Annotated in this window: 23 protein-coding genes and 1 tRNA gene; 11 read left to right on the forward strand and 13 right to left on the reverse strand. The window is 66.6% G+C overall.

The genetic code is table 11. From position 1 onward, the window contains the following. Nucleotides 1-53 precede the first annotated feature (53 nt). The 3 genes from BOQ54_RS08830 (at nucleotide 54) to BOQ54_RS08840 (ending at nucleotide 5,598) form a co-directional block, all read left to right on the forward strand. Entirely contained in the window at nucleotides 54-2,759 is a 2,706-nt protein-coding gene (locus tag BOQ54_RS08830) for a valine--tRNA ligase (protein ID WP_071923732.1), read from the forward strand. 291 nt (nucleotides 2,760-3,050) lie between these two features. Next, nucleotides 3,051-4,781 (forward strand): dihydroxy-acid dehydratase, encoded by a 1,731-nt coding sequence (gene ilvD / locus BOQ54_RS08835; RefSeq protein WP_071923733.1) that lies wholly within the window; start codon nucleotides 3,051-3,053, stop codon nucleotides 4,779-4,781. Further along, on the forward strand, nucleotides 4,768-5,598 hold the full coding sequence (locus BOQ54_RS08840) for a tetratricopeptide repeat protein (RefSeq protein WP_071923734.1): 831 nt from the start codon (nucleotides 4,768-4,770) through the stop codon (nucleotides 5,596-5,598). The genes ilvD and BOQ54_RS08840 overlap by 14 nt, the downstream gene beginning before the upstream one ends. A 14-nt stretch (nucleotides 5,599-5,612) precedes the next feature. On the opposite strand, the gene BOQ54_RS08845 is transcribed toward BOQ54_RS08840, so the two are convergent. Next, nucleotides 5,613-7,760, reverse strand: coding sequence for a CHASE2 domain-containing protein (locus tag BOQ54_RS08845; protein WP_071923735.1), 2,148 nt, complete (start codon nucleotides 7,758-7,760; stop codon nucleotides 5,613-5,615). Between the two features lie 122 nt (nucleotides 7,761-7,882). Here BOQ54_RS08845 and BOQ54_RS08850 point away from each other — a divergent pair, with 122 nt between their 5' ends. Next, nucleotides 7,883-8,677 carry a FecR family protein gene (locus tag BOQ54_RS08850; RefSeq protein ID WP_071923736.1) on the forward strand — a complete coding sequence of 265 codons (795 nt, stop codon included), beginning with the start codon at nucleotides 7,883-7,885 and terminating at the stop codon, nucleotides 8,675-8,677. A 10-nt stretch (nucleotides 8,678-8,687) separates the two neighbouring features. Here BOQ54_RS08850 and xth read toward each other — a convergent pair whose 3' ends face one another. Beyond that, nucleotides 8,688-9,470, reverse strand: coding sequence for an exodeoxyribonuclease III (gene xth / locus BOQ54_RS08855; protein WP_055458391.1), 783 nt, complete (start codon nucleotides 9,468-9,470; stop codon nucleotides 8,688-8,690). 97 nt (nucleotides 9,471-9,567) lie between these two features. On the opposite strand from xth, the gene BOQ54_RS08860 reads away from it, so the two are divergent. Continuing rightward, on the forward strand, nucleotides 9,568-10,245 hold the full coding sequence (locus tag BOQ54_RS08860; RefSeq protein ID WP_055458390.1) for a ceramidase domain-containing protein: 678 nt from the start codon (nucleotides 9,568-9,570) through the stop codon (nucleotides 10,243-10,245). Between the two features lie 365 nt (nucleotides 10,246-10,610). On the opposite strand, the gene BOQ54_RS20040 is transcribed toward BOQ54_RS08860, so the two are convergent. Both BOQ54_RS20040 and BOQ54_RS08865 read right to left on the reverse strand, forming a co-directional pair. Further along, a complete protein-coding gene (locus tag BOQ54_RS20040; RefSeq protein ID WP_096335192.1) occupies nucleotides 10,611-10,760 on the reverse strand; it encodes a hypothetical protein in 150 nt (49 codons plus the stop codon). Nucleotides 10,761-10,830: 70 nt separating this feature from the next. Continuing rightward, complete coding sequence (locus BOQ54_RS08865; protein WP_055458389.1) at nucleotides 10,831-11,463, reverse strand: MarC family protein; 633 nt, start codon at nucleotides 11,461-11,463, stop codon at nucleotides 10,831-10,833. Between the two features lie 279 nt (nucleotides 11,464-11,742). Here BOQ54_RS08865 and gyrA point away from each other — a divergent pair, with 279 nt between their 5' ends. Further along, a complete protein-coding gene (gene gyrA / locus BOQ54_RS08870) occupies nucleotides 11,743-14,496 on the forward strand; it encodes a DNA gyrase subunit A (RefSeq protein ID WP_055458388.1) in 2,754 nt (917 codons plus the stop codon). 105 nt (nucleotides 14,497-14,601) lie between these two features. On the opposite strand, the gene BOQ54_RS19505 is transcribed toward gyrA, so the two are convergent. The 3 genes from BOQ54_RS19505 to BOQ54_RS08890 all read right to left on the reverse strand — a co-directional run bounded on the left by BOQ54_RS19505 (nucleotide 14,602) and on the right by BOQ54_RS08890 (nucleotide 17,464). Beyond that, a protein-coding gene (locus tag BOQ54_RS19505) for an IS5 family transposase (protein ID WP_145979701.1) occupies nucleotides 14,602-15,368 on the reverse strand; the annotation gives its coding sequence in 2 pieces (ribosomal slippage) (nucleotides 14,602-15,044 and nucleotides 15,044-15,368; 768 coding nt in all). 76 nt (nucleotides 15,369-15,444) lie between these two features. Continuing rightward, nucleotides 15,445-16,215: a hypothetical protein gene (locus BOQ54_RS08885; protein WP_145979751.1), complete on the reverse strand. Its 771-nt coding sequence runs from the start codon at nucleotides 16,213-16,215 to the stop codon at nucleotides 15,445-15,447. A 367-nt stretch (nucleotides 16,216-16,582) separates the two neighbouring features. After that, complete coding sequence (locus tag BOQ54_RS08890) at nucleotides 16,583-17,464, reverse strand: polyphosphate kinase 2 family protein (protein ID WP_055458386.1); 882 nt, start codon at nucleotides 17,462-17,464, stop codon at nucleotides 16,583-16,585. An 81-nt stretch (nucleotides 17,465-17,545) separates the two neighbouring features. Between BOQ54_RS08890 and coaD the strand changes: the two genes are divergently transcribed. From coaD to tgt, 5 genes are all read left to right on the forward strand, one after another. After that, the gene (gene coaD, locus BOQ54_RS08895) at nucleotides 17,546-18,049 is read left to right on the forward strand and encodes a pantetheine-phosphate adenylyltransferase (RefSeq protein ID WP_063186222.1); all 504 of its coding nucleotides are present in this window, start codon (nucleotides 17,546-17,548) and stop codon (nucleotides 18,047-18,049) included. A 24-nt stretch (nucleotides 18,050-18,073) separates the two neighbouring features. Next, nucleotides 18,074-18,640, forward strand: a complete 567-nt coding sequence (locus BOQ54_RS08900) for a peptidylprolyl isomerase (RefSeq protein WP_096335193.1) — start codon at nucleotides 18,074-18,076, stop codon at nucleotides 18,638-18,640. Between the two features lie 67 nt (nucleotides 18,641-18,707). Further along, nucleotides 18,708-19,178: a peptidylprolyl isomerase gene (locus BOQ54_RS08905; protein WP_055458385.1), complete on the forward strand. Its 471-nt coding sequence runs from the start codon at nucleotides 18,708-18,710 to the stop codon at nucleotides 19,176-19,178. 229 nt (nucleotides 19,179-19,407) lie between these two features. After that, nucleotides 19,408-20,505 (forward strand): tRNA preQ1(34) S-adenosylmethionine ribosyltransferase-isomerase QueA, encoded by a 1,098-nt coding sequence (gene queA, locus BOQ54_RS08910; RefSeq protein ID WP_071923738.1) that lies wholly within the window; start codon nucleotides 19,408-19,410, stop codon nucleotides 20,503-20,505. Continuing rightward, the gene (gene tgt / locus BOQ54_RS08915; RefSeq protein WP_055458383.1) at nucleotides 20,502-21,641 is read left to right on the forward strand and encodes a tRNA guanosine(34) transglycosylase Tgt; all 1,140 of its coding nucleotides are present in this window, start codon (nucleotides 20,502-20,504) and stop codon (nucleotides 21,639-21,641) included. The genes queA and tgt overlap by 4 nt, the downstream gene beginning before the upstream one ends. A 6-nt stretch (nucleotides 21,642-21,647) precedes the next feature. Here tgt and BOQ54_RS08920 read toward each other — a convergent pair whose 3' ends face one another. The 6 genes from BOQ54_RS08920 to BOQ54_RS08945 all read right to left on the reverse strand — a co-directional run bounded on the left by BOQ54_RS08920 (nucleotide 21,648) and on the right by BOQ54_RS08945 (nucleotide 26,177). Then, complete coding sequence (locus BOQ54_RS08920) at nucleotides 21,648-22,757, reverse strand: hypothetical protein (RefSeq protein WP_245316176.1); 1,110 nt, start codon at nucleotides 22,755-22,757, stop codon at nucleotides 21,648-21,650. Between the two features lie 32 nt (nucleotides 22,758-22,789). Beyond that, a tRNA-Lys gene (locus BOQ54_RS08925) sits at nucleotides 22,790-22,865 on the reverse strand. Between the two features lie 39 nt (nucleotides 22,866-22,904). Beyond that, nucleotides 22,905-24,287 carry an acetyl-CoA carboxylase biotin carboxylase subunit gene (accC, locus tag BOQ54_RS08930; protein ID WP_055458382.1) on the reverse strand — a complete coding sequence of 461 codons (1,383 nt, stop codon included), beginning with the start codon at nucleotides 24,285-24,287 and terminating at the stop codon, nucleotides 22,905-22,907. Nucleotides 24,288-24,297: 10 nt separating this feature from the next. Further along, nucleotides 24,298-24,783: an acetyl-CoA carboxylase biotin carboxyl carrier protein gene (gene accB, locus BOQ54_RS08935; RefSeq protein ID WP_055458381.1), complete on the reverse strand. Its 486-nt coding sequence runs from the start codon at nucleotides 24,781-24,783 to the stop codon at nucleotides 24,298-24,300. Between the two features lie 19 nt (nucleotides 24,784-24,802). After that, nucleotides 24,803-25,261 (reverse strand): type II 3-dehydroquinate dehydratase, encoded by a 459-nt coding sequence (gene aroQ, locus BOQ54_RS08940; RefSeq protein ID WP_055458380.1) that lies wholly within the window; start codon nucleotides 25,259-25,261, stop codon nucleotides 24,803-24,805. Nucleotides 25,262-25,397: 136 nt separating this feature from the next. Beyond that, a complete protein-coding gene (locus tag BOQ54_RS08945) occupies nucleotides 25,398-26,177 on the reverse strand; it encodes a DsbA family protein (protein ID WP_055458379.1) in 780 nt (259 codons plus the stop codon). Nucleotides 26,178-26,335: the final 158 nt, after the last annotated feature.

The raw sequence follows: 26,335 nt of genomic DNA on the forward strand, positions 1-26,335 counted from the left end.
TCTACCAGTCGGTTCCCCGCGCCGGCCCCTGCCGGCGTGCGCAAATGGTTTGGGTGATGGACAAGACTTTCGAGCCGGGCGCCGTCGAGGCGCGGATTTCCGCCTTGTGGGAGAAGGAAGGGGCGTTTCGCGCCGGGCGTGCGGATCGCGCCGGCGCGCCGCCCTATTGCATCGTCATTCCTCCGCCGAACGTCACCGGCTCGCTGCACATGGGGCATGCGCTCAACAACACGCTGCAGGATGTGCTCTGCCGCTTCGAGCGCATGCGTGGCAAGGACGTGCTGTGGCAGCCGGGCATGGATCATGCCGGCATTGCTACGCAGATGGTGGTCGAGCGCCAGCTCATGGAGCGGCAGGAGCCGTCTCGCCGGGACCTGGGGCGGGAGCGCTTCATTGAGCGCGTCTGGGCGTGGAAGGAACAGTCCGGCGGCGCCATCATCAACCAGCTGAAGCGCCTCGGGGCCTCGTGCGACTGGTCGCGCGAGCGTTTCACGATGGACGAGGGGCTGTCGCAGGCCGTCGTAAAGGTCTTCGTCACCCTCCATTCCGAGGGCCTGATTTACAAGGACAAGCGCCTCGTCAACTGGGATCCGCGCTTCCTTACCGCCATCTCGGATCTCGAGGTGCAGCAGGTCGAGGTCAAGGGTCATCTCTGGCACATCCGCTATCCGGTCGAGGGCGAGGCGGGACGCTTCATCACCGTCGCCACAACCCGGCCGGAGACCATGCTCGGCGACACCGCGGTCGCGGTCCATCCCGAGGACGAGCGCTATCGCGATCTCATCGGCCGGAATGTCGTGCTGCCGCTCGTCGGCCGGCGCATCCCGATCGTCGCCGATGCCTATTCCGATCCGGATAAGGGCACCGGTGCAGTCAAGATCACGCCGGCGCACGATTTCAACGACTTCGATGTCGGCAAGCGCCATGGCCTCCGGCTCGTCAACGTGCTTGGCCCGGAGGCCGAAATCACGGTGCGCGATAACGAAGCTTTCCTTGAGGGCGCCGTGGCCGGCGCCGATCTCGACGCGGTGCTCGCACTCCATGGGCTCGACCGTTTCGAGGCGCGCAAGCGCATCGTCGCCATGCTGGAGGAGCGGGAGCTTCTCGCGGCGATCGAGCCGCACACCCACATGGTGCCACACGGCGACCGCTCCGGCGTCGTCATCGAGCCCTGGCTGACGGACCAGTGGTATCTCGATGTCAAGCCGCTCGCCGAGAAGGCGCTCGCCGCGGTGCGCGCCGGCAAGACGCGTTTCGTGCCCGAGACATGGGAGAAGACCTACTTCCAGTGGCTCGAGAACATCGAGCCGTGGTGCATCTCGCGTCAGCTCTGGTGGGGGCACCAGATCCCGGCGTGGTACGGGCCGGATGGCCATGTCTTCGTCGCCGCGGGTGAGGACGAGGCAAGGTCCGCCGCGGCCCGCCATTACGGCAGCGAAGTGTCGCTCACCCGGGACGAGGATGTGCTCGACACCTGGTTCTCCTCCGCGCTGTGGCCGTTCTCGACGCTCGGCTGGCCGGAAAAGACGCCGGAGCTCGCCCGCTATTATCCGACCAGCACGCTCGTCACCGGCTTCGACATCATCTTCTTCTGGGTCGCCCGGATGATGATGATGGGCATCCATTTCATGGACGACGTGCCCTTCCGCGACGTCTACATCCACGCCCTCGTCCGCGACGAGAAGGGCGCGAAGATGTCGAAGTCGAAGGGCAACGTCATCGACCCGCTCGACCTCGTCGAGAAATACGGCGCCGATGCCCTGCGCTTCACGCTCGCCGCCATGGCCGCGCAGGGGCGCGACATCAAGCTTTCGACGCAACGGGTTGAAGGATATCGCAATTTCGCGACCAAGATCTGGAATGCGGCGCGCTTTGCCGAGATGAACGGCTGCGTGCGCGTGGCGGATTTCGCGCCGGACAAGGCGACGCTGACGCTCAACCGCTGGATCGTCGGCGAGTGCGGGGCGGCCGCAGGCGCGGTCACGGCGGCGCTCGAGGCGTTCAAGTTCAACGAGGCGGCCGGCGCGGCCTACCGCTTCGTCTGGAATCTCTTCTGCGACTGGTATCTCGAGCTCGCCAAGCCTGTGCTGCAGGGCGAGGACGGCCCCGCCAAGGACGAAACGCGGGCGACGATCGCCTTCGTCCTCGACGAGATCTGCAAGCTGCTGCACCCCTTCATGCCCTTCCTCACCGAGGAGCTATGGGCCATCAAGGGCGAAGAGGGGCCCGCGCGGGAGACGATTCTGGCGCTCGCGCCGTGGCCTGCGACCAGGGTGGCGGGCGATGCCGAGGCGGAGGCCGAGATCGGCTGGATCATCGACCTCGTGTCCGACATCCGCTCCGCCCGGGCAGAGACGAACGTGCCGGCCGGGGCGCAGGTGCCGCTCGTCTTCGTTGGTGCCTCCGCCGAGACCCGGGCGCGCGTCGCACGCTGGGAAGATGTGCTGCGCCGTCTCGCCCGGCTGGGCGACATCAGCTATGCCGAAGCTGTGCCCGGGGGCAGCATCCAGCTCATCGTCCGCGGCGAGGTGGCGGCCCTGCCGCTCGCCGGCCTCGTCGATCTCGCTGCCGAGCGTATTCGCCTCGAGAGGGAACTCGGCAAGCTCGATGCGGACATTGCCCGCATCGACGCCAAGCTCGCCAATGCGGACTTCGTCGCCCGCGCCCCGGAAGAGGTCGTGGAGGAGCAGAAGGAGCGCCGGGAAGGCGCTCTACTGCGCCAGGGCAAGATCCGCGAAGCGCTCGCACGCCTCGCATAGCGATTAAGGTTAATTTCCTCTCAATTTTATGTGACTTCAGCGCAACAGGCCGTGACGATCGACGATCGGCGCGGCCCTGGCGCTGCGGCTGCCGCGAAGCCGCCATAAACGAGTCGCACCTCTTTACGCACAGCAAATCCTTGAAAGCGCTGCGGTTTGGCTGCGGGGTCCAAGGTTCCGGCAAGCAATTGCCGGGAGGATTGGGCTCGTGGGTGCCTCTTGGCATCGCCGCAGGCTTCTGGGAAAGAATTGCCTCGCAAGGGGCAGGGCGAACAGGGAGTGCGTTGCCATATGGACGCGCGCGTCTTCAACAAGGCGAAGCTGCCCAGCCGTCACGTGACGGAGGGGCCGGCGCGTGCGCCCCATCGCTCCTATTATTATGCGATGGGTCTGACAGAGCGGCAGATCCACCAGCCTTTCGTCGGCGTCGCCAGCTGCTGGAACGAGGCGGCTCCCTGCAACATCGCCCTGATGCGCCAGGCCCAGGCGGTGAAGAAGGGTGTCGCGTCCGCCGGCGGCACGCCGCGCGAGTTCTGCACCATCACCGTCACCGACGGCATCGCCATGGGCCACCAGGGCATGAAGTCCTCGCTCGTGTCGCGCGAGGTCATCGCCGACTCGGTCGAGCTCACCATGCGCGGCCACTGCTATGACGCGCTCGTCGGCCTCGCCGGCTGCGACAAGTCGTTGCCCGGCATGATGATGGCCATGGTGCGCCTCAACGTTCCCTCGATCTTTATCTACGGCGGCTCCATCCTGCCCGGCCACTTTCGGGGAAAACCCGTCACCGTGCAGGATGTCTTCGAAGCCGTGGGCCGCCATTCCGTCGGCGGCATCTCGGACGACGACCTTGCCGAGCTGGAGCAGGTGGCCTGTCCTTCGGCCGGAGCCTGCGGCGCGCAGTTCACCGCCAACACCATGGCAACCGTCTCGGAGGCCATTGGCCTCGCGCTGCCTTATTCGGCAGGTGCACCGGCGCCCTACGAGATCCGCGACCGCTTCTGCATGACGGCGGGCGAGATGGTGATGGAACTCGTCGCCCGGCAGATCCGCCCGCGCGATATCGTCACGCGGAAGGCGCTGGAGAATGCAGCGACCGTGGTGGCCGCCTCGGGCGGCTCCACCAATGCGGCACTGCATCTGCCGGCTATCGCCCATGAGGCGGGCATCGGGTTCGACCTCTTCGACGTTGCCGAGATCTTCCGCCGCACGCCCTATATCGCCGATCTCAAGCCCGGCGGGCGTTATGTCGCCAAGGACATGTTCGAGATCGGCGGCATTCCGCTCCTGATGAAGACGCTGCTCGACCACGGTTTCCTTCATGGCGACTGCATGACCGTCACGGGTCGCACGATCGCGGAAAACCTCGCTTCCGTGCGCTGGAACGATGAGCAGGACGTGGTGCGTCCCGCCGACAAGCCGCTGTCGCCGACGGGCGGCGTGGTCTGCCTCCGCGGCAATCTCGCGCCGGATGGCGCCATCGTGAAGGTGGCGGGCATGGACGAGGACAGCCTCGAATTTGCCGGACCCGCCCGATGTTTCGACAGCGAGGAGGCCTGCTTCGAAGCGGTGACGAACCGCGCCTACGAAGAAGGGGACGTGCTCGTCATCCGCTACGAAGGGCCGCGCGGCGGCCCCGGCATGCGTGAGATGCTGGCCACGACGGCGGCCCTCTACGGGCAGGGCATGGGCGACAAGGTGGCGCTTATCACGGACGGACGTTTCTCCGGCGCGACGCGAGGCCTGTGCATCGGCCATGTCGGGCCGGAGGCGGCTGTTGGCGGACCGATCGCCTTGCTGCGCGACGGCGACATCATCGAGATCGATGCCGTGGCCGGCAGGCTGGATGTGCGGCTGTCCGAGGCTGAGATGGCGCGTCGGCGCGCCGTCTGGACCCCGCGCGAGACGGATTATGGCTCGGGGGCACTCTGGAAATATGCGCAGACGGTTGGGCCGGCGCGCGGCGGCGCCGTGACCCATCCCGGCGCCTTCGAAGAAAAGCACTGCTATGCTGACCAGTAGAGTACTCGCCTGCGGGCTCGGCGCCCTCGTCTTTGCCGCCATGCCGGCGGCCCTGGCGCTCGACGGCCCGCGCTCCGCCGCCGCCCCGGTGATCGGCGCCTCGCCCACCGATGCCTTCAAGTCGGTGCGCGACGCCTTCAAGATCGGCATCCGCGACTACAACGCCGGCGACAAGGTGGGCGCCGTGCGCGCGCTCGAATATGCGGCAACCCAGGGCCATACCATGGCGCTGTGGAAGCTCGGCCGCATGTATGCCGAGGGTGACGGCGTCGGCCACGACGATCTCAAGGCCTTCGAGTATTTCTCGAAGATCGCCGACCAATATGCGGACGAGAGCCCGGCTTCGGCCAATGCGCGCTTCGTCTCCAGCGCCTTCGTCGCGCTCGGCGGCTATTTTCTTGAAGGCATATCCGGCAGCTACGTCAAGCGCGACGTCAGCCGCGCGGTGGACATGTTCTACTATGCTGCCTCCTACTACGGCGATCCGGATGCGCAGTATGGTCTTGCACGCCTCTATCTCGAGGGGCTCGGCGTCGAGAAGGACAGCCGCCAGGCAGCGCGCTGGCTGCACCTGTCCGCGGAGAAGGGGCATCACGCCGCCCAGGCGCTACTCGGCAACTTGCTCATCCTCGGCGACGGCGTGCCGCGGCAAGGTGCCCGCGGCCTGATGTGGCTGACGATGGCCCGCGAGGCAGCCGATCCGCAAAAGGACAGCTGGATCATCGATCTGCATGACAAGGCCTTCTCTTCCGCGAGCGAAAGCGACCGGCAGGCGGCGCTCGCCTACATGCAGCAGTATCTCAGCAAACACCGCTAAAAACCTCAGCTGATTCAGCCTTTCGACACCGACTCGTTCTCCGCGAGTCGCGCCCGGTGGAAGGCGTATAGCGGCGCCCGGTCAGCCCCGCGGGAGTTTCGCGATACCTCGTCCAGAAGCTCTCGTGCTGATGGCCGCCTCCCGATTGCGGCCTCGATGGCACAGTCGTGTTGCCGGCGGAAATCGTCGAATCCGGCGTCCCGCTGGTCGGGCCCGCACACGAGCGTATAAAGCCGCGTCGCCTCGCCGCGGCCGCGCAGGCGCACCTCGTCGACGAGGAGGAAGCCGAAGGCGGGCGCCGCGGCGACGACCGCTCCCGAGGCGAGGATTGGCTCCCCGTAGATTTTGCTCGCCTGCTCGATGCGCGCGGCAGCATTTACCGTATCGCCCACGGCGGAATAGTCGAAGCGATGCAGCGAGCCGAGGTTGCCGACGCAGGCCGGACCGGTGTGGATGCCGATGCCCACGGCAAGCGGCGGCAAACCCTCCTGCGCCAGAGCTGGCGCAAGCCGGCCAATGGCCGCTTGCATGGCGAGTGCGGCCGCGAGCGCCTTCGCCACGTGGTCGGGCACGTCGAGCGGTGCGTTCCAGAAGGCCATGAGGCCGTCGCCGAGGAACTTGTCGATGGTGCCGCCGTGGCGCATCACCTCGTCGGTCAGCGGCGTGTGCACGGTATTGAGGAAGGCGACGACGTCCCGCGCGTCGAGCCACTCGGCACGACTGGTGAAGCCGCGAATGTCGGCGAAGAGAACGGTTATCGGCCGGGTTTCGCCGCCGAGCGCCAGGCGCCCTGGTTCGCGCGACAGCACCGCCACGACCTCCGGTGACAGATAGCGCGCGAAGGCTTGGCGGATCCACCGCCGCTCCGCCTCAGTGCGACGCAGGGCGATGGCGATGGCACTGGCGAAAGACGCCGCCGTGCCGGCCAGCGGCCAGATTGGATCGATGAGCATCGCCGCGCGCGAGAAGGCGAGCCAGCTTGCCGCGCCCACGGCCGCCGCGAGGCCAAGGAAGGCGGGGGCGCTGACAAGGGGCCGCACCCGCAGGGCAAGTGCCACGGCAAGGGCGCTGAGGGCAAGAAGCCCGGCCACCTCGACGCCCGGCGCATAATCCGGCCGCATCAGGCGGGCATCCGACAGCACGTGCTCGAGGAATTCCGCGTGGATATCGACGCCGGGCACCGCCGCCTCGAGCGGCGTCGCGCGCACGTCGGCAAGGGCGGCGGCGCTCGCGCCGACGAGGACGATGGCGCCGGAAAGCGCGGCCGTATCGGCGGAGCCGTCCAGCAGGCGCCAGGCCGGGAGGCGACGCTCGTCTCGCGTGCCGGCATAGTGAATGCGCAGCGCCCCGTCCGCCTCTGTGGCGATCGTGACCTCGCCGATGCGCACGGCCGCGATCCCCGTCGGACGTCCGAAAGCGGTTTCGCCGCTCGCATTCGAGGCGCGCACGAGGATGGTCGATGCCCCTTGCGCGACACGCAGCGCCTCGCTTGCCAGGCCCGGCACCAGCGCATCGCCGAGCGCCATGAGCGTCGGCACGCGCCGCACGACGAGGTCGCGATCCGGCACCCAGTTGAGCGCCCCGAGGCCGGCTGCCGGTTCGGTGAAGAGCGGCAGAGAGGGAATGACGCCCGAGAAGCGCGGCACGAATTTCAGGGGATCGTCGCCTGCCGTGGCAAAGCCCGCTTTCGGCGCGAGGGGCATCTCACCAGGGGCGTTCGTCAGGGAGAGGCTCATGATGACAGGGGCTGAGGCGACGGCCTCGGCCAGCCGCTCGTCGCCGTCCGGCCCGTTGGTTCGCTCCGGCTCCGACAAGAGGATGTCGAAGGCGACGGCGGCGGCACCGGCCGCCCGCAGCCGGTCGACGATCGCGGCGAGGCGCGCCCGCGGCCAGGGCCACTGGCCCAGTCGGGCAAGGCTCTCGTCGTCGATATCGACGATGCGAACGGGCAGGGTGGGGTCGTAGGGACGCGGCGACAGGCGCTGGTAGCTGTCGAATGTGATGTCGCGCACGGCGCGCACCGGCATGGGCGCCCAGAGGATGAGCGCGGCAGTGACGGCAACCGGAACGAGCACGGCGATCCAGCCGCCGGGCTGCAGGTGGCGGCGTGCCCATCGGCGTCGGTCCGTCGGTGTCGTCGGCGTCGGGCCGCTGTCCTGCATGGGTCGTCTCCGTCTGCAGGAGAGACTGTCGCAATCGCCGGTGCGCAAGGCAAATCGCGCCCCTTCCTCGTGCACTGGCTGCGTTGCAAGTTATACTCTCGTCAAGCAAAGAGGGGCGCGCGATGGCAAGGTGCACGATTGCCACGGTGGCGGCACTGGCTGCCGGCTTCCTGACGGCGCTCTGCGGGCCCGCAGCGGCCGAGACGGACATCGGCGCGGCCGTGATCGCCGAGCGCCAGGTGTCGGGCAGCCTCAACGGGCGGGTGCGGACCGTCACCGTCGGTTCGGACGTCTTCGCCGACGAGATCATCCGCACCGGCCGGGACAGCGCGGCTCGCCTCGTCTTCCGCGACGAGACGCACTTGATGATGACGGCCAATGCCGTCGTCACGCTCGACCGCTTCGTCTTCAATCCCGACCGGACGGCAACTGAAGCCGTGGTGCGCGCCACCCGCGGCGCCTTCCGCTGGGTGAGCGGCGCCTCGCCCTCCGGCGCGTACGAGATCCGCACGCCGATCGCGACCATCGGCGTACGTGGCACAGTCTTCGATCTTCTTGTCGAGGCCGCCCGCGTCACGGTGGTGCTGCAGACGGGAGCGGTCGAGGTTTGCACGCTCGCGGGCCGCTGTGTCGACATGGTGCGTCCCGCAGACGTCGTCGTCGTCACGCGGACCGGCCTCGTCGGGCCGGTGCCCGGCACGGCGAACACCTTCGACTTCTTCGAGGCCTGCCTGCGGAGCAGCAACCGGGCCCTCTGCCGGCAGGTGGAAGAGGTGCCGTCAAGGCAGCCGATCGAATGGCTCGACCGCAACGGCCCCGCCTCGCCGGGTGATGGAGGCTCCTCACAGGGCGGCAACCGCGGCGGCCAGGGCGGTGGCAATCAAGGAGGCGGCGTACCGGGAAACAACGGGCCGTGAGCCATGGCGTTCACAGATCGAATTCGGCCATGACGGGCACGTGGTCGGACGGCTTGTCCCAGGCGCGCGTGCGCTTGACGATCGTGACGCTCCGGAGCCGGTCGGCCGCCTGCGGCGACAGGAGCAGGTGGTCGATGCGGATGCCATTGTTCTTCTGCCACGCCCCCGCCTGGTAGTCCCAAAAGGTATAGAGGCCCGTGGCATCGGTGGTGGAGCGCAGGGCGTCGTAGAGACCGAGGTTGAGGAGGCCGCGGAACTTCTCCCGCGTTTGCGGCAGGAACAGCGCGTCGTTCACCCACAGCTCCGGCCGGGCTGCATCCTTCGGCTCGGGGATGACGTTGAAGTCGCCCGCGATTACGAAGGGCTCCTCTTCGGCGAGCCGGGTCCGGGCGTGGGCATGGAGCCGGTCCATCCAGGCGAGCTTGTAGCTGTATTTCTCGGACGGCGCGGGATTGCCGTTCGGCAGGTAGATCGCGGCGATGCGCGCCGCGCCCTTCTTGCCCGGCACGAGCGCCTCGACGAAGCGCGCCTGACCGTCATCGTCGTCACCAGGCAGGCGCAGGCGGATGTCCTCCAGCGGCCGCTTGGAGAGGATGGCGACGCCGTTGAAGCTCTTCTGCCCGCACAGCGCGATGTTATAGCCGGTGCCGTCGAGCTCGAGCCGCGGGAAGGCGTCCTCCTGGCACTTCAGCTCCTGCAGGCAGACGACGTCCGGCGCCTCCTCCTTCAGGAAGCGCAGCAGATGCTCCAGCCGCTGCTTGACGGAATTGACGTTCCAGGTGGCGATCCGCATGGCGTGTCGGCTCCGGCGAAGGGGTGTTGCCTCATCGTCATGGAGATGTGACACGGGAGGGACGGCACCGCAATCACGCGAAGGCGAGGGGTGGGGGATGGATCGGTCGTCCTGGCATCAACCGATCGATGCCTATTGCGAGCGCATCGATCCGAGCTTCTGGTCCGAACCCGTCAATGCGCTGACGAACGGCGCCTTCATCCTCGCGGCCATCGCGGCGGGCCTGATCTGGCTGCGGGCGCCGCGGCGGGACTGGCTGGTGGCGGTCCTGATCGTGCTGGCCTTTGCCGTAGGCGTCGGCTCCTTCCTCTTCCACACGGTCGCGACGCGCTGGGCGGCACTCGCCGATGTCGTGCCCATCGCACTGTTCATCATCGTCTATTTCTTCCTCGCCATGCGGCGCTACCTTGAGCTGCCGCTGTGGGCGGCGCTCGCCGTCACGGCGCTGTTTCAGGGATTGTCGATGATGGTGCCAGGATTGTGGCTCGATTTCGCCCGCGCGCAGTTCGGCTACGATCCGCTCAACGGATCGGCCGGCTATCTGCCGGCCGCCGCCGCGATGATCGTCGTCGGGGCCCTCGTATGGCGCTGCAAGCCGGCCGTCGGACGTGCGCTCGTCGGCATCGGCGGCCTCTTCGTCGTCTCGCTGACCTTCCGCAGCATCGATACGCTCGTTTGTGGCGCGTTGCCCCTCGGCACCCATTTCGTGTGGCACCTCGCCAACGGGCTCGTTTTGTTCCTGCTGCTGCGGGTGGCGCTGCCGAGGCCGGCCTGAGCGCTACCAGCGCCTCGTGCAGACGCGCACGCGGCGCGGCCCCCACGGTGTGTCGCGCCAGCGCCAGCGGCAGACCACACGGCCGCGCGGCGGTGGGCCCGGCCGCCAGAAGCAGTCACCCCAGCGGTTGCACACCCAGCGGACGGAGGTAACGGGCCCTTCCGTCCGTTGGGCTGCTCTCGCGCCGTCAGCGGATGGCGCGAGGGGCATGGCCCCGGCCGACGCGCCCAAGCCCAGACCGAGACCCATGCCGAGACAAAGGATTGCTGCCTTGACGCTGTCTCTCATGTGCCGTCTCCCACTCGAGCCTTCCACTTTGCCCCCACGTCGACGGGGCGAGCGGCGCAGCGGGCTGTCCGCCCCATTCAGTTCTTCTCGATCGACACACCGTGCTGACCGATGCTGATCTCCACCCCGTCGGGCTTGCGCTCTTCCTCGTAGAGGCGATAGCCGAGAACGATGACGACGACGCCCAGCGCGCCGACGAGAAGATAAAGCAGGCTTCGTGATGGCATGATACACCCCCGTCCCTTGCATGTCCGGGACGACAACGGGGCCTCAGCCGCATTTGTTCCGCCTGGGTCGTCAGCCGGTCGCAGCGACCGCCTTGATGCCGTCGATGACGAACTGGACCGCGAGGGCGGCAAGGATAACGCCGAGCAGGCGCGTGAGCACGATGTTGCCCGTCGTGCCGAGCAGCCGCGCTATGCTCTTGGCGAGATGGAAGACGACGAGGCAGAGCGCCAGTACCGCGGCAATCATGGCGAGCAGCAGAACGAGCCGCACCGGCTCGCCGCCCGCCTGGCCGGCGATGAGAATCGTGGCGGTGATGGCGCCCGGGCCGGCGAGCAGGGGTATGGCGAGCGGGAAGGCCGCCACGTTACGGATATGGTCCTCGGTGATCGCCGTCTCGGCCGTCGCCGCCTTTCGCGCCGTCCTCAGCTCGAAAACCATCTCGAAGGCGATCCAGAACAGCAGCAGTCCCCCGGCGATGCGGAAGGCCGGCAGGCCGATGCCGAGCGCCTGCAGGAGGAAATCGCCGCCGAGGCCGAAGAAGGCCATGATGCCGAAGGCGATGATGCAGGCGCGCACGGCGACGCGCCGGCTCTCCGCCGCCGTCATGCCACGCGTGAGGCTGAGGAAGATCGGTGCAAGACCCGGCGGATCGAGCGTGACGAGCAGCGTGACGAGTGCCGATGAGATGAATTCCTGCACGATGCCCCCGCATTCTGCCGCTTTTCACGCGCGATTGTGCCGTCGCCGCCGAGGCTTGCGCAAGGCAGTTGGCGCTCCTGCGCCACCGTGCTTCGAGACTTGCGCCGGCCGGCGTCGCAGAAACATCCAAAACCACAACTAAGTGGCTGATTCTGATCGTGGATCAGTTACGGGGCGCGGCGCTTTCGCCTATGGCATTTTGGGGCCGTATGGGCTAGACCCAATGAGACTCATTCCGCCGCGACATCCCCGCCGGCGGAGCATTCACTGCGGACGTGCACCTTGGCGGATCAAGACGACATCGAGAACGGCGGCAGCGACCGCGAGCCGCCCGGCGGCGATATCAAGCCGGTCTCCATCATCGATGAAATGAAGCGCAGCTACCTCGATTACGCCATGAGCGTGATCGTGAGCCGTGCCCTGCCGGATGTGCGCGACGGCCTCAAGCCCGTGCACCGGCGCATCCTCTTCTCGATGCACGAGAACGGCTACACGCCGGACAAGCCCTACCGAAAATCGGCCCGCATCGTCGGTGACGTGATCGGTAAGTATCACCCGCACGGCGACCAGTCGATCTACGACGCCCTCGTGCGCATGGCGCAGGATTTCTCCATGCGCCTGCCGCTCGTCGACGGGCAGGGCAACTTCGGCTCGGTGGACGGCGACCCGCCGGCGGCTATGCGCTATACCGAATCGCGGCTTGCCAGGGCGGCAATGTCCCTGATCGAGGATATCGACAAGGACACGGTCGATTTCAACGACAACTACGACAATACGGAGCAGGAGCCGTCGGTTCTGCCGGCGCGTTTCCCGAACCTGCTCGTCAACGGCGCCGGCGGCATCGCCGTCGGCATGGCCACCAACATCCCGCCGCATAATCTCGGCGAGGTGGTCGATGCCTGTGTCGCCTATATCGACCGGCCCGAGATCACCGACGAGGATCTGATCGAGATCGTGCCCGGCCCGGACTTCCCGACCGCGGCGACGATCCTCGGCCGCTCGGGCATCCGAGCGGCCTACACGACCGGGCGCGGCTCCATCATCATGCGTGCCCGGAGCGTGGTGGAGGAGGTGCGCAAGGACCGCGAGGCAATCGTCGTCACGGAAATTCCGTACCAGGTGAACAAGGCGGCGCTGATCGAGAAGATCGCCGATCTGGTACGCGAGAAGCGCATCGAAGGCATTTCGGACCTGCGCGACGAATCCGACCGCGACGGCATGCGCATCGTCATCGAACTGAAGCGCGATGCGGTGGCGGACGTCGTCCTCAACCAGCTCTACCGCTACACGCCCATGCAGACGAGCTTCGGCGCCAACATGGTGGCGTTGAACGGCGGCCGGCCGGAGGTGATGACGCTGCGCGACATGATCGTCGCCTTTGTCGATTTCCGTGAGGAGGTGGTCTCCCGCCGCACAAAGTTCCTGCTCAACAAGGCGCGCGATCGCGCCCACGTGTTGGCGGGTCTTGCCATTGCCGTCGCCAATATCGACGAGGTCATCCACCTCATCCGCACGGCGCCGGACCCGAACTCGGCGCGCGAGGCGCTGATGGCGCGCGACTGGCCGGCCGGCGACGTCGCGCCGCTCATCGCCCTTATCGACGATCCGCGCCACCGGGTGAGCGAGAACGGCACCTATCGCCTGTCGGAGACGCAGGCGCGTGCCATCCTCGACCTGCGCCTGCAGCGCCTGACGGCCCTCGGCCGCGACGAGATCGCCGACGAGCTCAACAAGCTCGCCGAGGAGATCAGCGACTATCTCGACATCCTGCGCTCGCGCGCGCGCATCATGGGCATCGTGAAGGACGAACTCGCCGCCGTGCGCGATGCCTTCGCCACCCCGCGCAAGACCGAGATCCTCGACTGGGCGGCGGATGTAGAGGACGAGGATCTCATCCAGCGCGAGGACATGGTCGTCACCGTCAGCCATGCCGGCTACATCAAGCGCGTGCCGCTGACGACCTACCGGGCCCAGCGGCGCGGCGGCAAGGGCCGCAGCGGCATGCAGACGCGCGACGAGGATTTCGTCTCGCGCCTTTTTGTCGCCAGCACGCACACGCCAGTGCTCTTCTTCTCCTCGCATGGCCAGGTCTACAAGGAGAAGGTGTGGCGCCTGCCGCTTGCGGCGCCGAACGCCCGCGGCAAGGCGCTCATCAACATGCTGCCGCTCGACGAGGGCGAGCGCATCACCACCATCATGCCCCTGCCGGAGGACGAGGCGAACTGGGCGTCGCTCGACGTGATGTTCGCCACGGCGCGCGGCAACGTCAGGCGCAACAAGCTGTCCGACTTCGTGCAGGTGAACCGCGCCGGCAAGATCGCCATGAAGCTTGACGAGGGGGATTCCATCGTCGATGTGCAAATCTGCACCGAGCATGACGACGTGCTGCTGACGACGGCGCTCGGCCAGTGCATTCGCTTCCCGGTGCCGGAGGTGCGCGTCTTCAAGGGCCGCGATTCGACCGGCGTGCGCGGTATCTCGCTCGGCGATGGGGACAAGGTCATCTCGCTCGCCATCCTGCGCCATATGGATGCGACGGCGGACGAGCGCGCGGCCTATCTCAAGCTCGCCAATGCCGCCCGCCGCGCGGCCAACGGTGACGGCGCGGAGGAAGAGCTGGATGTGGAGGAGGGCTCGGCCGACAGCGCCTTGTCGCAGGAGCGCTATGCGCTCATGGGCGCGGCCGAGCAGTTCATTCTCACGATCTCGGAGAACGGCTACGGCAAGCGTTCATCGGCCTACGAGTACCGGGTCACCGGCCGCGGCGGCAAGGGCATCGTGGCGATGGCCGTCAACGGTCGCAACGGATCGCTGGTGGCGTCCTTCCCCGTCGAGGCGAGCGACCAGATCATGCTGGTGACCGACGGCGGCCAGCTCATCCGCTGCCCGGTCGACGGCATTCGCATCGTCGGCCGCTCCAGCCAGGGCGTCATCGTCTTCAACACGGCCGAGGACGAGCGCGTTGTCTCCGTTGAAGGCATCAGCGACGAGAGCGAGGATGGGGGCGATGGCGGGGAGGCCTCGACCGAGGCGTGATATGCGTCAATGCCTGCAGCGGGGGCGAGGGCTCGACGCTGCAGGCAGGGACAGGCATGCAACGGAATGTGTGCAAGGGAAAGGGGTGTGCCGCCCCCTGCCTGCCTAGGCCGTAGACTCATAACCGCGTAGCCAGATGCGGATGGACGCGAGCTTCACGGCGGCGAGGAAGTTTTCCGCGGTCTTGTCGAAGCGGGTGGCGATACGGCGGAAGTGTTTGATCTTGTTGAAGAAGCGCTCGACGAGGTTGCGCGCCTTGTAGAGGTGCCTGGAGAAGCAGATCGGGTCCTTGCGGTTGCGCTTGGGCGGGATGTTCGCCCATGCGTTCCGCTCGGCGACGGCAGCGCGCAGGTCGTTGGCGTCGTATCCCTTGTCGGCCAGCAGCATTGAGCCCGGCGCGAGATGCCCGATCAGGTCTTTGGCACTCGCGAGGTCGCTGGCTTGGCCTGCCGTGAGCTTGAGGAGGATCGGCCTGCCTCGGCTGTCGACGAGCGCGTGGAGCTTGGTCGTGAGCCCGCCTCGGGAGCGACCCAGACATCGATCGACACCCCCCTTTTTGCCGTCGCCCCGTGCTGGTGGACGCGGACGACAGAGGTGTCGATCATCTGCACGTCACCATCGTAAGCCCTTGTGATCGCGTCCATGAGCCGATCCCAGACGCCCGCCTTCCGCCATCGGTTGAAGCGGTTGTAGATCGTGGTCGGCGGCCCGTAGCGCGCCGGCATGTCCGCCCACGGCGCGCCGGAGCGCAGGCACCAGAAGATGCCATTGAGAACCCGCCGGTCATCCACGCGAGGCACGCCCCGCGACTTGTTGGGAAGGTGAGGCCGGATCGCCTCCCATTCGAAATCCGTCAGATCGTAGCGGCCCATCGCAAAGCTCCCGAAAAGGAGCTTGAATCACAATCGCCACCGTCAGGGAACCCAGAGCCGTTTATGGGTTTACGGCCTAGACCTCGAACAGCCGTCCCAGTTCTCCGATGTCCTCCAGATCCTGGAGCAGTGCCGGAGCGTCTGCTGCGTCTTCGGCCAGTTCTGCCGAAGCATTTGTTTCGTCCGCTATGGCCCGGCCGTCCGAAGCGACGGAATCGGTTTTCGTCCGCGGGGTATAGCCTGCAATCTCGAGGCCATTCTGGGCCGATTCCTCCCTGAGAATGCTCAGGAAGTCAGCGGCGTCCAGCTTTCCGGTGCCGAGTTCTCCGAGCGTGTATGAGCCATCCGGCGAAACAGTTATTTCGTTTGTGCTGACGATATCCGTCGTGACCTTCGGATTGAGCATGAGCTCTGCGAGCGGATATCCTTTTCCGTTGCGTCCTTCCTGCCCCAGTGCGGTCAGGATGCTCGTATTGCGATTGTCGGGACCGGAAGCCCAGATGATCTTTCCCCCACCGGCCTCGTTGACCTGCCTGGCGAGATCGTCCACCAGCTTGTAGCCGTCGACGCCTCCGTTCAGGCGATTGTTCAAGCTGCTGCCGTTCAAATGGACCATCGTGCGGTTCGCGTAGATGCCGGCGGGCTGCCGGTCCGTGAGGACCACCAGGGCGGAACAGGACGTCAATCGATTGGTTTCCAATGCCGTGCTGGCATCATGCGCGGCCGCCCAGTAATTTATCGGGACGTAGGCCGCAGCGTCCCCGTCGCCATTGCGCTTGGCTCTGCCCGGCGCGGCCACGGCGCTGGTGAACAGGTCGTTCTGAGTTCGGCCATTCGCTGCCGACATCGCCGGGGACGAAGCCGCTTGGCTTGTTTCCGACCATGCTTTTGCTTCTTCTGGGAGTGTTCCTGGTGTGATGTGTCTGTAATGGTTTGAATATTTAAAATTGTTATGTATCATATCATTCTCACATAATCTCATTTGTTAATTGATGCGGGGAATTTGATATTGAATAATGCGCGGCCCCGGCTTGAATGGTAGCCGAGCGGGAGCGATCAGGAACCATTCGACCGTGTGAAAACTGAATGCGCGATGCCGCGCCTTGTTTGAGCTTCCATCTGGTCGCTGTGCCGGGCAGGCGTCCGCCTGTGCGGCGCTGGCATTGCCCGCCGATGGACTGGTCCTTTCCGTCGGAGCCGAAGGCGGGGGAGTCTCAATCGTTGTCGAGGGCCTTGCGGATGCCGGCGAGCTTCTCGCGGGTAGCCGCCGAGACGAGCGGGAAGGCGAGGTCGAGCTTGCGCATCTCGCTGATGATGGCGGCCATGACGGTGACGCGGGTGAACCACTTGTCGTCGGCCGGCACCACGTACCATGGCGCCTGCTCGGTCGCCGTGGCGCGGATGGCGGCCTCGTAGGCCTGCATGTAGGCGTCCCAGTGTTGGCGCTCGTCGACATCCTTCACGTCGAATTTCCAGTTCTTGGACGGGTCGTCGATGCGGGCGATGAGTCGCTTCTTCTGCTCTTCCTTGGAGACGTTGAGGAAGAACTTCAGAACCTTCGTGCCGTTGCGCGACAGGTAGTCCTCGAACAGGCGGATGTCCTTCAGCCGCTCATCCCAGATGGACCCAGTGACGAGGCGCGTCGGCAGTCGTTGCCGCGCGAGGATCTCCGGGTGAACGCGCACCACCAGCACCTCTTCGTAGTACGAGCGGTTGAAGATGCCGATGCGGCCGCGCTCCGGCAGCCGGCAGGTGGTGCGCCACAGGAAATCATGGTCGAGTTCCTCGTCGGAGGGAGCCTTGAACGGATGCACCTGGCAACCCTGCGGGTTGATGCCGGACATCACATGCTTGATCGCCCCGTCCTTGCCGGCGGCGTCCATCGCCTGAAAGATGAGCAGGATTGACCATTCGTTCTGGGCGAAGAGCTTTTCCTGCATCTCGCGCATGTGGGAGATGCCCTCGTCGAGCTTTGCCTTGGCTGCGGCCTTGCTGATGTCGAAGCCGTTGGTGTCGCGCGGGTCGTGTTTCGACAGTCGGAACTTGCTTCCGTCGGTGATGCGGAAGGGGGCAAGGAAGGCGTCGATGTCCGGCATGGGCGACTCCCGCAGCAGGAAAGGACTAGGATAACGGGCCCGGCCGGTTTATCCAGCGCAGGGCGCCGCCAGGGAGATTCCATGTCCGTACGCACCGCTCTCTATGCCGGCTCGTTCGATCCCGTCACCAACGGGCATCTCGATGTCGTGCGCAATGCCTGCCGCCTCGTCGACAGGCTGGTCATTGCCATCGGCGTCCATCCGGGCAAGACGCCGCTCTTCCGCGCCGAGGAACGGGCTGAGATGCTGGAGGAAGAGTGCGGGCCGCTGGCGCAGGAACAGGGAGCCGAACTCGCCGTCGTCACCTTCTCCGATCTCGTGGTGGAGGCAGCGCGCCGCAACGGCGCCAGCCTGCTCATCCGCGGGCTGCGCGACGGCACCGATCTCGATTACGAGATGCAGATGGCGGGCATGAACGAGGTCCTGGCGCCAGACGTGCAGACCGTTTTCCTGCCGGCGTCTCCCATCGTGCGCCCCATCACCGCCACGCTCGTGCGGCAGATCGCGGCGATGGGCGGCGATGTCTCGCGTTTCGTGCCTCACCGGGTGGCCGCCCGCCTTCAAAGACGTTTCGCCGGCGGCTGAGCCGGCCCGGATCAGGAGAGCCTCATGCCGCGTTTGCTGCTCGCGCTTGCCGCCTTCATGTCCCTCATCGTCGCGCCCGCGCTCGTGACGCCGGCCATGGCGCAGGCGAAGCTCGACCCCGAGAACACGATCTATCTCGACACCAAGGACGGGCGCGTCACCATCCGCCTCAGGCCAGATCTCGCGCCGATGCACGTTGAGCAGATCAAGAAGCTGACGCGGGCCGGCTTCTATGACGGCATCGTCTTCCACCGCGTCATTGACGGCTTCATGGCTCAGACCGGCGACCCGACGGGCACCGGCACCGGCGGCTCGCAGTTGCCGGACCTGCCGGCCGAGTTCTCCAACGCCCCCTTCAAGCGCGGCACGCTCGGCATGGCGCGGGCGCAGGATCCAAACTCTGCCAACTCGCAGTTCTTCATCTGCTTCGACGATGCGTCCTTCCTCAACGGCCAGTACACCGTCTTCGGCGAGGTTGTCTCGGGCATGGATGTGGTCGACAAGATCAAGAAGGGCAGCAAGGCCCGCAACGGCGCGGTCGACAACCCGGACAAGATCGTCCGCATGCAGGTCGCCGCAGACGCCAAGTGAAAGGCGCCCTGCAGACCCGGATGCCGGACCGGGGCGATTCACGGCTCGTTCAACCAGGAGACAAGAGATGACGACCGATCCCGAAAACACCATCGTCATGGAGACCACGAAGGGCCGCGTCGTCATCGCGCTGCGGCCGGATCTCGCGCCGAACCACGTGGCACGTATCAAGGAGTTGGCGCGGGCCGGCTTCTATGACGGCATCGTCTTCCACCGCGTCATCGACGGCTTCATGGCCCAGGTCGGTTGCCCGCACGGCACCGGCACCGGCGGCTCGGACCTGCCGGACCTGAAGGCCGAGTTCAACGCGGAGCCGCACGTGCGCGGCACCTGCTCGATGGCCCGTACCCAGAATCCCAACTCCGCCAACTCGCAGTTCTTCATCTGCTTCGACGACGCGCGCTTCCTCGACCGGCAGTACACCGTCTGGGGCAAGGTCGTCGAAGGCATGGAGAACGTCGACCAGCTGAAGCGCGGCGAGCCCGTGCGTGACCCCGACAGCATCGTCTCGATGCGTGTCGTGGCCGACGCAGCGTGACGTCCTGAAGCCTGGAGCCAAGGGGCGAGCCATTTGGCTCCAGGCAAGAGCCGCGTCGTAGCCGGGCTTCGACGCGTGGATGTCCGCGACAGCCGCAAGCATGATGCGGCCTTCATGCCAGGCTCCGCGAGTAGGACCGCCGCCGAATGTCAAACGATGCACTGGCAAGCCTGCCCCTCACCGCTTAAGTCCTGCCGCGAAGAACCTTCGTTTCACCCAGGAAGAACCGTTGCGCGTCGATCTGTTCGACTTCGAACTGCCCGATGAGAGCATCGCCCTGCGGCCGGCGAGCCCGCGCGACAGCGCGCGCATGCTCGTGGTGCGTCCCGATGGAGAAAGGCTGCTCGCGGATCGGATCGTACGCGAACTGCCGGATTTGCTGGCGCCGGGCGATGTGCTCGTCCTCAACGACACTCGCGTCATCCCGGCGCGTCTTGCCGGCATCCGCGTGCGCGGCGAGGCCGTGTCCCACGTCGAGGTGACGCTTCACAAGCGCGAGGGCGCCGATCTCTGGCGCGCCTTTGCCCGCCCCGGCAAGCGCCTCAAGGTAGGCGACCGCATCCGCTTCGGCGAGGAGGGCGAGAGCATGGCCTGCCTGCTCGCCGCCCTCGATGCGGAGGTAGAAGAGAAGAGCGACGGTGGCGAGGTGCTGCTGCGCTTTGCCTTCTCGGGGCCGGCGCTCGACGAGGCGATTGCCCGCCTCGGCCATGTGCCGCTGCCGCCCTACATCGCCTCGAAGCGGCCTGACGATGCCGCAGACCTCAGGGATTACCAGACCATCTACGCTCGCCACGACGGCGCCGTCGCTGCGCCGACCGCGGGCCTCCACTTCACGGACGAGCTTTTCTGCGCGCTCGATACGCGCGGCATCGCGCGGCGCTTCGTGACGTTGCACGTCGGCGCCGGTACCTTCCTGCCGGTCAAGGCTGAAGATACGCGCGATCATCGCATGCACGCCGAATGGGGCACCATCGACGACGCGACGGCTGCCGCGCTGAATGCCGCGCGCGCCGAGGGGCGGCGTATCGTTGCCGTCGGCACGACGGCCCTGCGCCTGCTCGAAAGCGCCGTGCGCCCGGACGGTACCTTCGAGGCATGGCGCGGGGACACGTCGATCTTCATCACGCCGGGCTATCGCTTTCGCGCCGTCGATATGCTGATGACCAACTTCCACCTGCCGCGCTCGACGCTCTTCATGCTGGTCTGTGCCTTCGCCGGCATGGAGACGATGAAGGCGGCTTATGCCCACGCCATCGCGGCGGGCTATCGCTTCTATTCCTATGGCGATGCCAGTCTGCTCTTCCGCGCGCCGGAGCCGCCAGCATGACCGTTTCCTTCACCTTCACCCCCGGCAAGACGAGCGGCTCCGCCCGAACAGGCGAGATCCGCATGCCGCGGGGTGTCATCCGCACACCGGCCTTCATGCCCGTGGGCACGGCAGCCACCGTCAAGGCCATGTATCCCGACCAGGTGAAGGCGCTGGGGGCGGACGTCGTCCTCGGCAACACCTATCACCTCATGCTCCGTCCGGGGGCCGAGCGGGTGGCCGCGCTCGGCGGCCTGCACAAGTTCATGAACTGGCCCTATCCGATCCTGACGGATTCCGGTGGTTTCCAGGTCATGTCGCTGGCACAGCTGCGCAAGATCGATGAGAACGGCGTCACCTTCCAGTCCCATCTCGACGGGTCGACGCATGTTCTCACGCCCGAACGCTCCATCGAGATCCAGGGCCTGCTCGGCTCCGACATCCAGATGCAGCTCGACGAATGCGTGAAGCTGCCGTGCGAGGAGGCAGTGGCGGAGAAGGCGATGCGCCTCTCCCTGCGCTGGGCCGAGCGCTGCAAGGTCGCCTTCGGCACGCAGCCCGAGCGGGCGTTGTTCGGCATCGTGCAGGGCGGCGAGGTCCCGCGTCTGCGCATCGAGAGCGCGCGCGAACTCGTCGACATGGGGCTCGACGGCTATGCCATCGGCGGCCTTGCTGTGGGCGAACCGCAGCCTGTCATGCTCGCCATGATCGAGACCGTGATGCCTCATCTCCCGGCCGGCAAGCCGCGCTATCTCATGGGCGTCGGTACACCGGACGATATCGTCGAAGCCGTGCGTCGCGGCATCGACATGTTCGACTGCGTCATGCCCACGCGGGCTGGCCGGCACGGCCTCGCCTATACCCGCTTCGGCCGCATCAATCTGCGCAATGCCTGCCATGCCGAGGATTCACGGCCGCTCGACCCCGATTCCAAGTGCCCGGCCTCGAACACCTACAGCCGCGCGTATCTGCACCACCTCGTCAAGGCGGGCGAGATCCTCGGCATGATGCTGCTGACGTGGAACAATCTCGCCTATTATCAGGATCTCATGTCCGGCCTGCGCCGCGCCATTGCGGACGACCGTCTCGACGACTTCATCGCCGAGACGAAGGCAGCCTGGGCGCGCGGCGAGAAGGGCGGGGACGCCACCGCCTGAGCCGCCTCACCAGACGGGCGAGCCGGGGGTAACGAAGAAGCCGTCGTCAGCCTCCGTCGTCCCGCCCATGGCTGCCGCCAGCGTCTCCTCGATGCGCCGCGCGATGCCGATGCGATAGTGCATCGGATCCCAGTAGTTGCTGTCCTCACGCGTCACGGGCGACGATCGGCGGAAATCGAGGAGCAGCGCGCCGTGGCGCTGGGCAATCTCGGCAAGCATGGCCTTGCAGGCCTCCTCGTGCATGACGGCCTTGCTGCCTGGTCGCGGCTGCACGGCGACATGCACCGGCGGCAGCAGGATCATCTTGCGCGTCGTGGCCGGTGCGCGTGCGAGCATGGCATCGAGCCATGCGAGCGCCGGAAAGCGCCAGCTCTTACGCTCCGCCTCGCTCACCGTCTCGGCGGGCACGACGGATGTCACGGCCTCGGGGGCATGCCCCTGCCAGATGTGCATGCGCGCGCGGGAAAGGTCGTAGGTGTCCTCCGGCGGCACGAAGACCTCGTAGCCGTCGCCGCGGATGCGCTCGTCCATGAGGCCGAGCCGATAGGCTGCCACCCGCAGGGCGATCTCGAGATTCTTGGAATTGAAGAGATGGGCCCAGTCGTTGAGCCGGTCGTCGTCGTAGAGCCAGGGCGGGAAGGGGCGGGGCGTCAGGCGCTTGGCCTCGCTGTCGGCGTCGCGGTCGCACCAGGGCGCGTCGATGCCGAAGACGAGCGTCCCCGGCGCCGGCGTATGGCGCAGGAACAGGTCGGCGATCTGCATCTGTTCCCATGGCGTGGCGGCATTCATCGCAAGATTGGCGAAGCGCCCGCCGAGGAGCTTATCGAGCCGCTGCGGATCGAGGAGACGTACGGTCGAAGTCCCGAAGACGGCGGAGGAATAACGTCCGCTGCGCACGATTTGCGGATAGACGTAGCGCTGGTTGATGTCCATGAGCGGACCCGGCTCGCCCGCGCCGCGCCTGACGCCGTAGGGATCGAAGCCGGCGATGACGCCATAGGTCAGCGCGGCGAACGCGAGCGTGGCGAGGACGAAGGTGAGGCTGAAGCGCCTCGCGACCGTCTCGTCCTTGGGGCCGCCGGGCCTGTCCGGCGGCATGCCTGCGCCTGATGTCATCTGCAATCCCTTGCCGGTCAGGGACTTGGCGGTGGTGAGCGCGCTGGGGCTCGAACCCAGGACCTACTGATTAAAAGTCAGTTGCTCTACCGGCTGAGCTACGCGCTCGCTCTGGTCCGCCTCAGATACGGGGAACGCCGGGGGCGGTCAACCACCTTGGCCCTGTGCTGCGGAGCTTTCGAGATCGAGTCCACCGCTGCGCAGGAAGCCCTCGAGCCAGTGGATGTCGTAAAGCCCGTTCTGGATGTCCTGGTTGCGCACCAGCGTGCGGAACAGCGGCAGCGTCGTGTCGATGCCGTCGACGACGAACTCGTCGAGCGCGCGGCGCAGGCGCATCAGGCACTCGTTGCGCGAGCGGCCGTGCACGATCAGCTTGCCGACGAGCGAATCGTAATGCGGCGGAATGCGGTAGCCCTGGTAGACCGCCGAATCAACGCGCACGCCGAGGCCACCGGGCGGATGATAATAGGTGATCGTGCCGGGCGAGGGACGGAAGGTCGCCGGATGTTCGGCATTGATGCGGCACTCGATGGCATGACCCTCGATCTGCACATCCTCTTGGCGGATGGACAGGGGATGGCCGGCGGCGATGCGAATCTGCTCGATCACGAGATCGATGCCGGTGATCATCTCCGTCACCGGATGCTCCACTTGGATACGGGTGTTCATCTCGATGAAGTAGAACTCGCCGTTCTCGTAGAGAAACTCGACCGTGCCAGCCCCGAGATAGCCGAGCTTCTTCATCGCGTCGGCGACGATGGACCCGATCCGGTCGCGCTCGGCGCGGTTGAGGGCGGGCGAGGGACCTTCCTCCCACACCTTCTGGTGCCGCCGCTGCAGCGAGCAATCGCGCTCGCCGAGGTGGATGGCGCCGCCCTGGCCGTCACCGAGCACCTGCAGCTCGATGTGTCGCGGCTTCTCGAGATATTTCTCGATATAGACGGCATCGTCGCCAAAGGCCGCCTTCGCCTCCGCGCGCGCGGTCTGCAAGGCGTGCGGCAGCTCATCGGCGTTGCGGGCCACCTTCATGCCGCGCCCGCCGCCACCGGCCGCCGCCTTGATGAGGACGGGAAAGCCGATCTCGGCCGCGACGCGCCGGGCCTCGTCGTCGTCGCTGATGCCGCCCTCCGAGCCCGGCACGCAGGGAATGCCGAGGCGCTTTGCCGTGCGCTTGGCCTCGATCTTGTCGCCCATAAGCCGGATGTGTTCGGCCTTGGGGCCGATGAAGGTGATGTTGTGGTCGCTCAGCATCTCGGCGAAGCGGGCGTTCTCGGACAGAAAGCCGTAGCCGGGATGGACCGCATCGGCGCCCGTGATCTCGCAGGCCGAGATGAGCGCCGGCATGTTGAGATAGCTGTCGCGCGCGGTGGGCGGGCCGATGCACACGCTCTCGTCGGCGAGGCGCACATGCATGGCATCGGCGTCGGCTGTCGAATGGACGGCGACAGTGGCGATGCCGAGCTCCTTGCAGGCCCGAAGGATGCGCAGGGCGATTTCGCCGCGATTGGCGATGAGGACCTTGTCGAACATGCGGAGAGCCTCACTCGATGACGAGGAGCGGCTCGCCATACTCCACCGGCTGCCCGTCCTCGACCAGGATCGCCGTGACCGTGCCGGAGCGTGGCGCCAGGATGTCGTTGAAGGTCTTCATGGCCTCGACGAGGAGCAGCTTGTCGCCGGCCTCGACGCGCGCACCCACCTCCACGAAGGGCTTCGCCTCCGGCGAGGGGCGGCGATAGGCGGTGCCGACCATCGGCGAGGTGACGGCGCCGGGGTGATCGGCGCCCGGCTTGCCGGCCGGCGGCGCCGGCGGGGCGGCGACCGGTGCCGGAGCGGGATTGTGGGCGACGGCAGCGACCGGGGCGGCAGCCACGGGAACGGACACGTTCGCCGTCAGGTGGCGTGCGACGCGGATGCGCAGATCGCCCTTTTCCACCTCAATCTCGGAGAGATCGGTGTCGGCGATCAGCTGCGCGAGCTCGCGCACGAGGCTCGGGTCGATCGGGTTCTGTTTTGCGGTGGCCATCGTCTGAATGTCCGTTCGATCAGTTGCCATCGGCACCGTGGCGCTGCCTCAGGATGCGCACGATGGCATCAAGCGCGAGCTCGTAGCTCACCGGGCCGAAGCCGCAGATGACGCCGGCGCAGACGGGCGCGATGGTGGAGTGATGTCGAAAGGCCTCTCGGGCGTGCACGTTCGACAGGTGGACCTCGATCGCCACCGCATCGACAGCCTTGATGGCATCGCGCAGGGCAATGGAGGTGTGGGTATAGGCCGCGGCATTGAGCACGATGCCGGCGCCGGCAAGGCCCGCCTCGTGGATGAATTCGACGAGTTCGCCCTCGACATTCGACTGCCGGCAGGTGACATCAGCGCCGAGGCGAGCGCCGAGTTCGACCAGGCGCTGCTCGATCGCGGCCAGCGTCAGGGAGCCGTAGGTCTGTGGCTCGCGAACGCCAAGAAGGTTGAGATTGGGACCGTTGATGATGTGAACGGCGACCATGGGCTCTCTATGCCGTGGCGGACGACGCGGCCGGGACGGCGCGCGAACCCGGCCCTCTTAGCGCGAAGCGCGTGGGAAAGGAAGACTTTGCGCGCGAAAGCCGCCTCGCGGCGCACGCTGCTTTGCGACGCCGTGCTCAGCACTCGCTCTTGCCGCACGTGCGCATGGCTGCGATGCGCTGCTTGATCGGTTCGGCGCCGACCGCGCCAGGGATGATCGCATCGCCGATGACGAAGGCGGGAGTGCCGGTCAGAGACAGCTTATCGCCAAGTTCCAGCGTCTCGGCCAGCGCCTCGCGGATCTTCGGCGACTCCATGTCCTTCTGCAGGCGCGCGAGGTCGAGGCCCATCTCTTTGGCGACGGCCATCGCCCGATCCTTGCCCACCCGGCCACGCGAGTTCATGAGACGGGTGTGGAACTCGAAGTACTTGTCGCCGTCGAGCTGCTCCCGGACGGCGAGGGCGACAACGGAAGCATCGACCGAATCGGCCCCGAGGATCGGCAGGTCGCGCAGGACGACGCGCAGCTTGGGGTCCGCCTTCGTCAGGGCCACGACATCGCCTACGGCCCGCTTGCAGTAGCCGCAGTTGTAGTCAAAGAACTCGACAAGCGTGACGTCGCCCTCGGGATTGCCGACGACGATGCCGTGCGGCGACTGCGTCAGCGCCTCGGAATGGCTGGCGAGCGCCTGCTTTTGCGCATCCTCCTGCGCCTGCTGCTGCCGGCGCTCGAGCTCGACCAACGCCTCCTGCAGGACCTCCGGGTTCTGGATGAGATACTCGCGGATGATTTTCTCGATACCCGCCCGATCCTGAGTGGAAATGGTGTCCGACTGCGCCGAGGCTCCGAAGGCCGTGAGGCTGGTGGCGAGCCCGCAGGCGAGGAGGACGGGAGCGAACGAGCGAAGAGCGATCATGTTGGATTCCTGAACCGGGATGGAGCAGCTTTTCCGGCTCAGGGAGCACGGAAGGACGCCAAGATCAATTCACCAGCGCGTCAGTGCGCCAACACCGCGTCATTTCTGGGGCATCGGGACTGGCGGGGGGCAAACGGCCGCAGGCAGCCTCCGTCAGC

Source organism: Chelatococcus daeguensis (assembly GCF_001887265.1).
In the GTDB taxonomy this organism is placed as follows: Bacteria; Pseudomonadota; Alphaproteobacteria; order Rhizobiales; family Beijerinckiaceae; genus Chelatococcus_A; species Chelatococcus_A sambhunathii.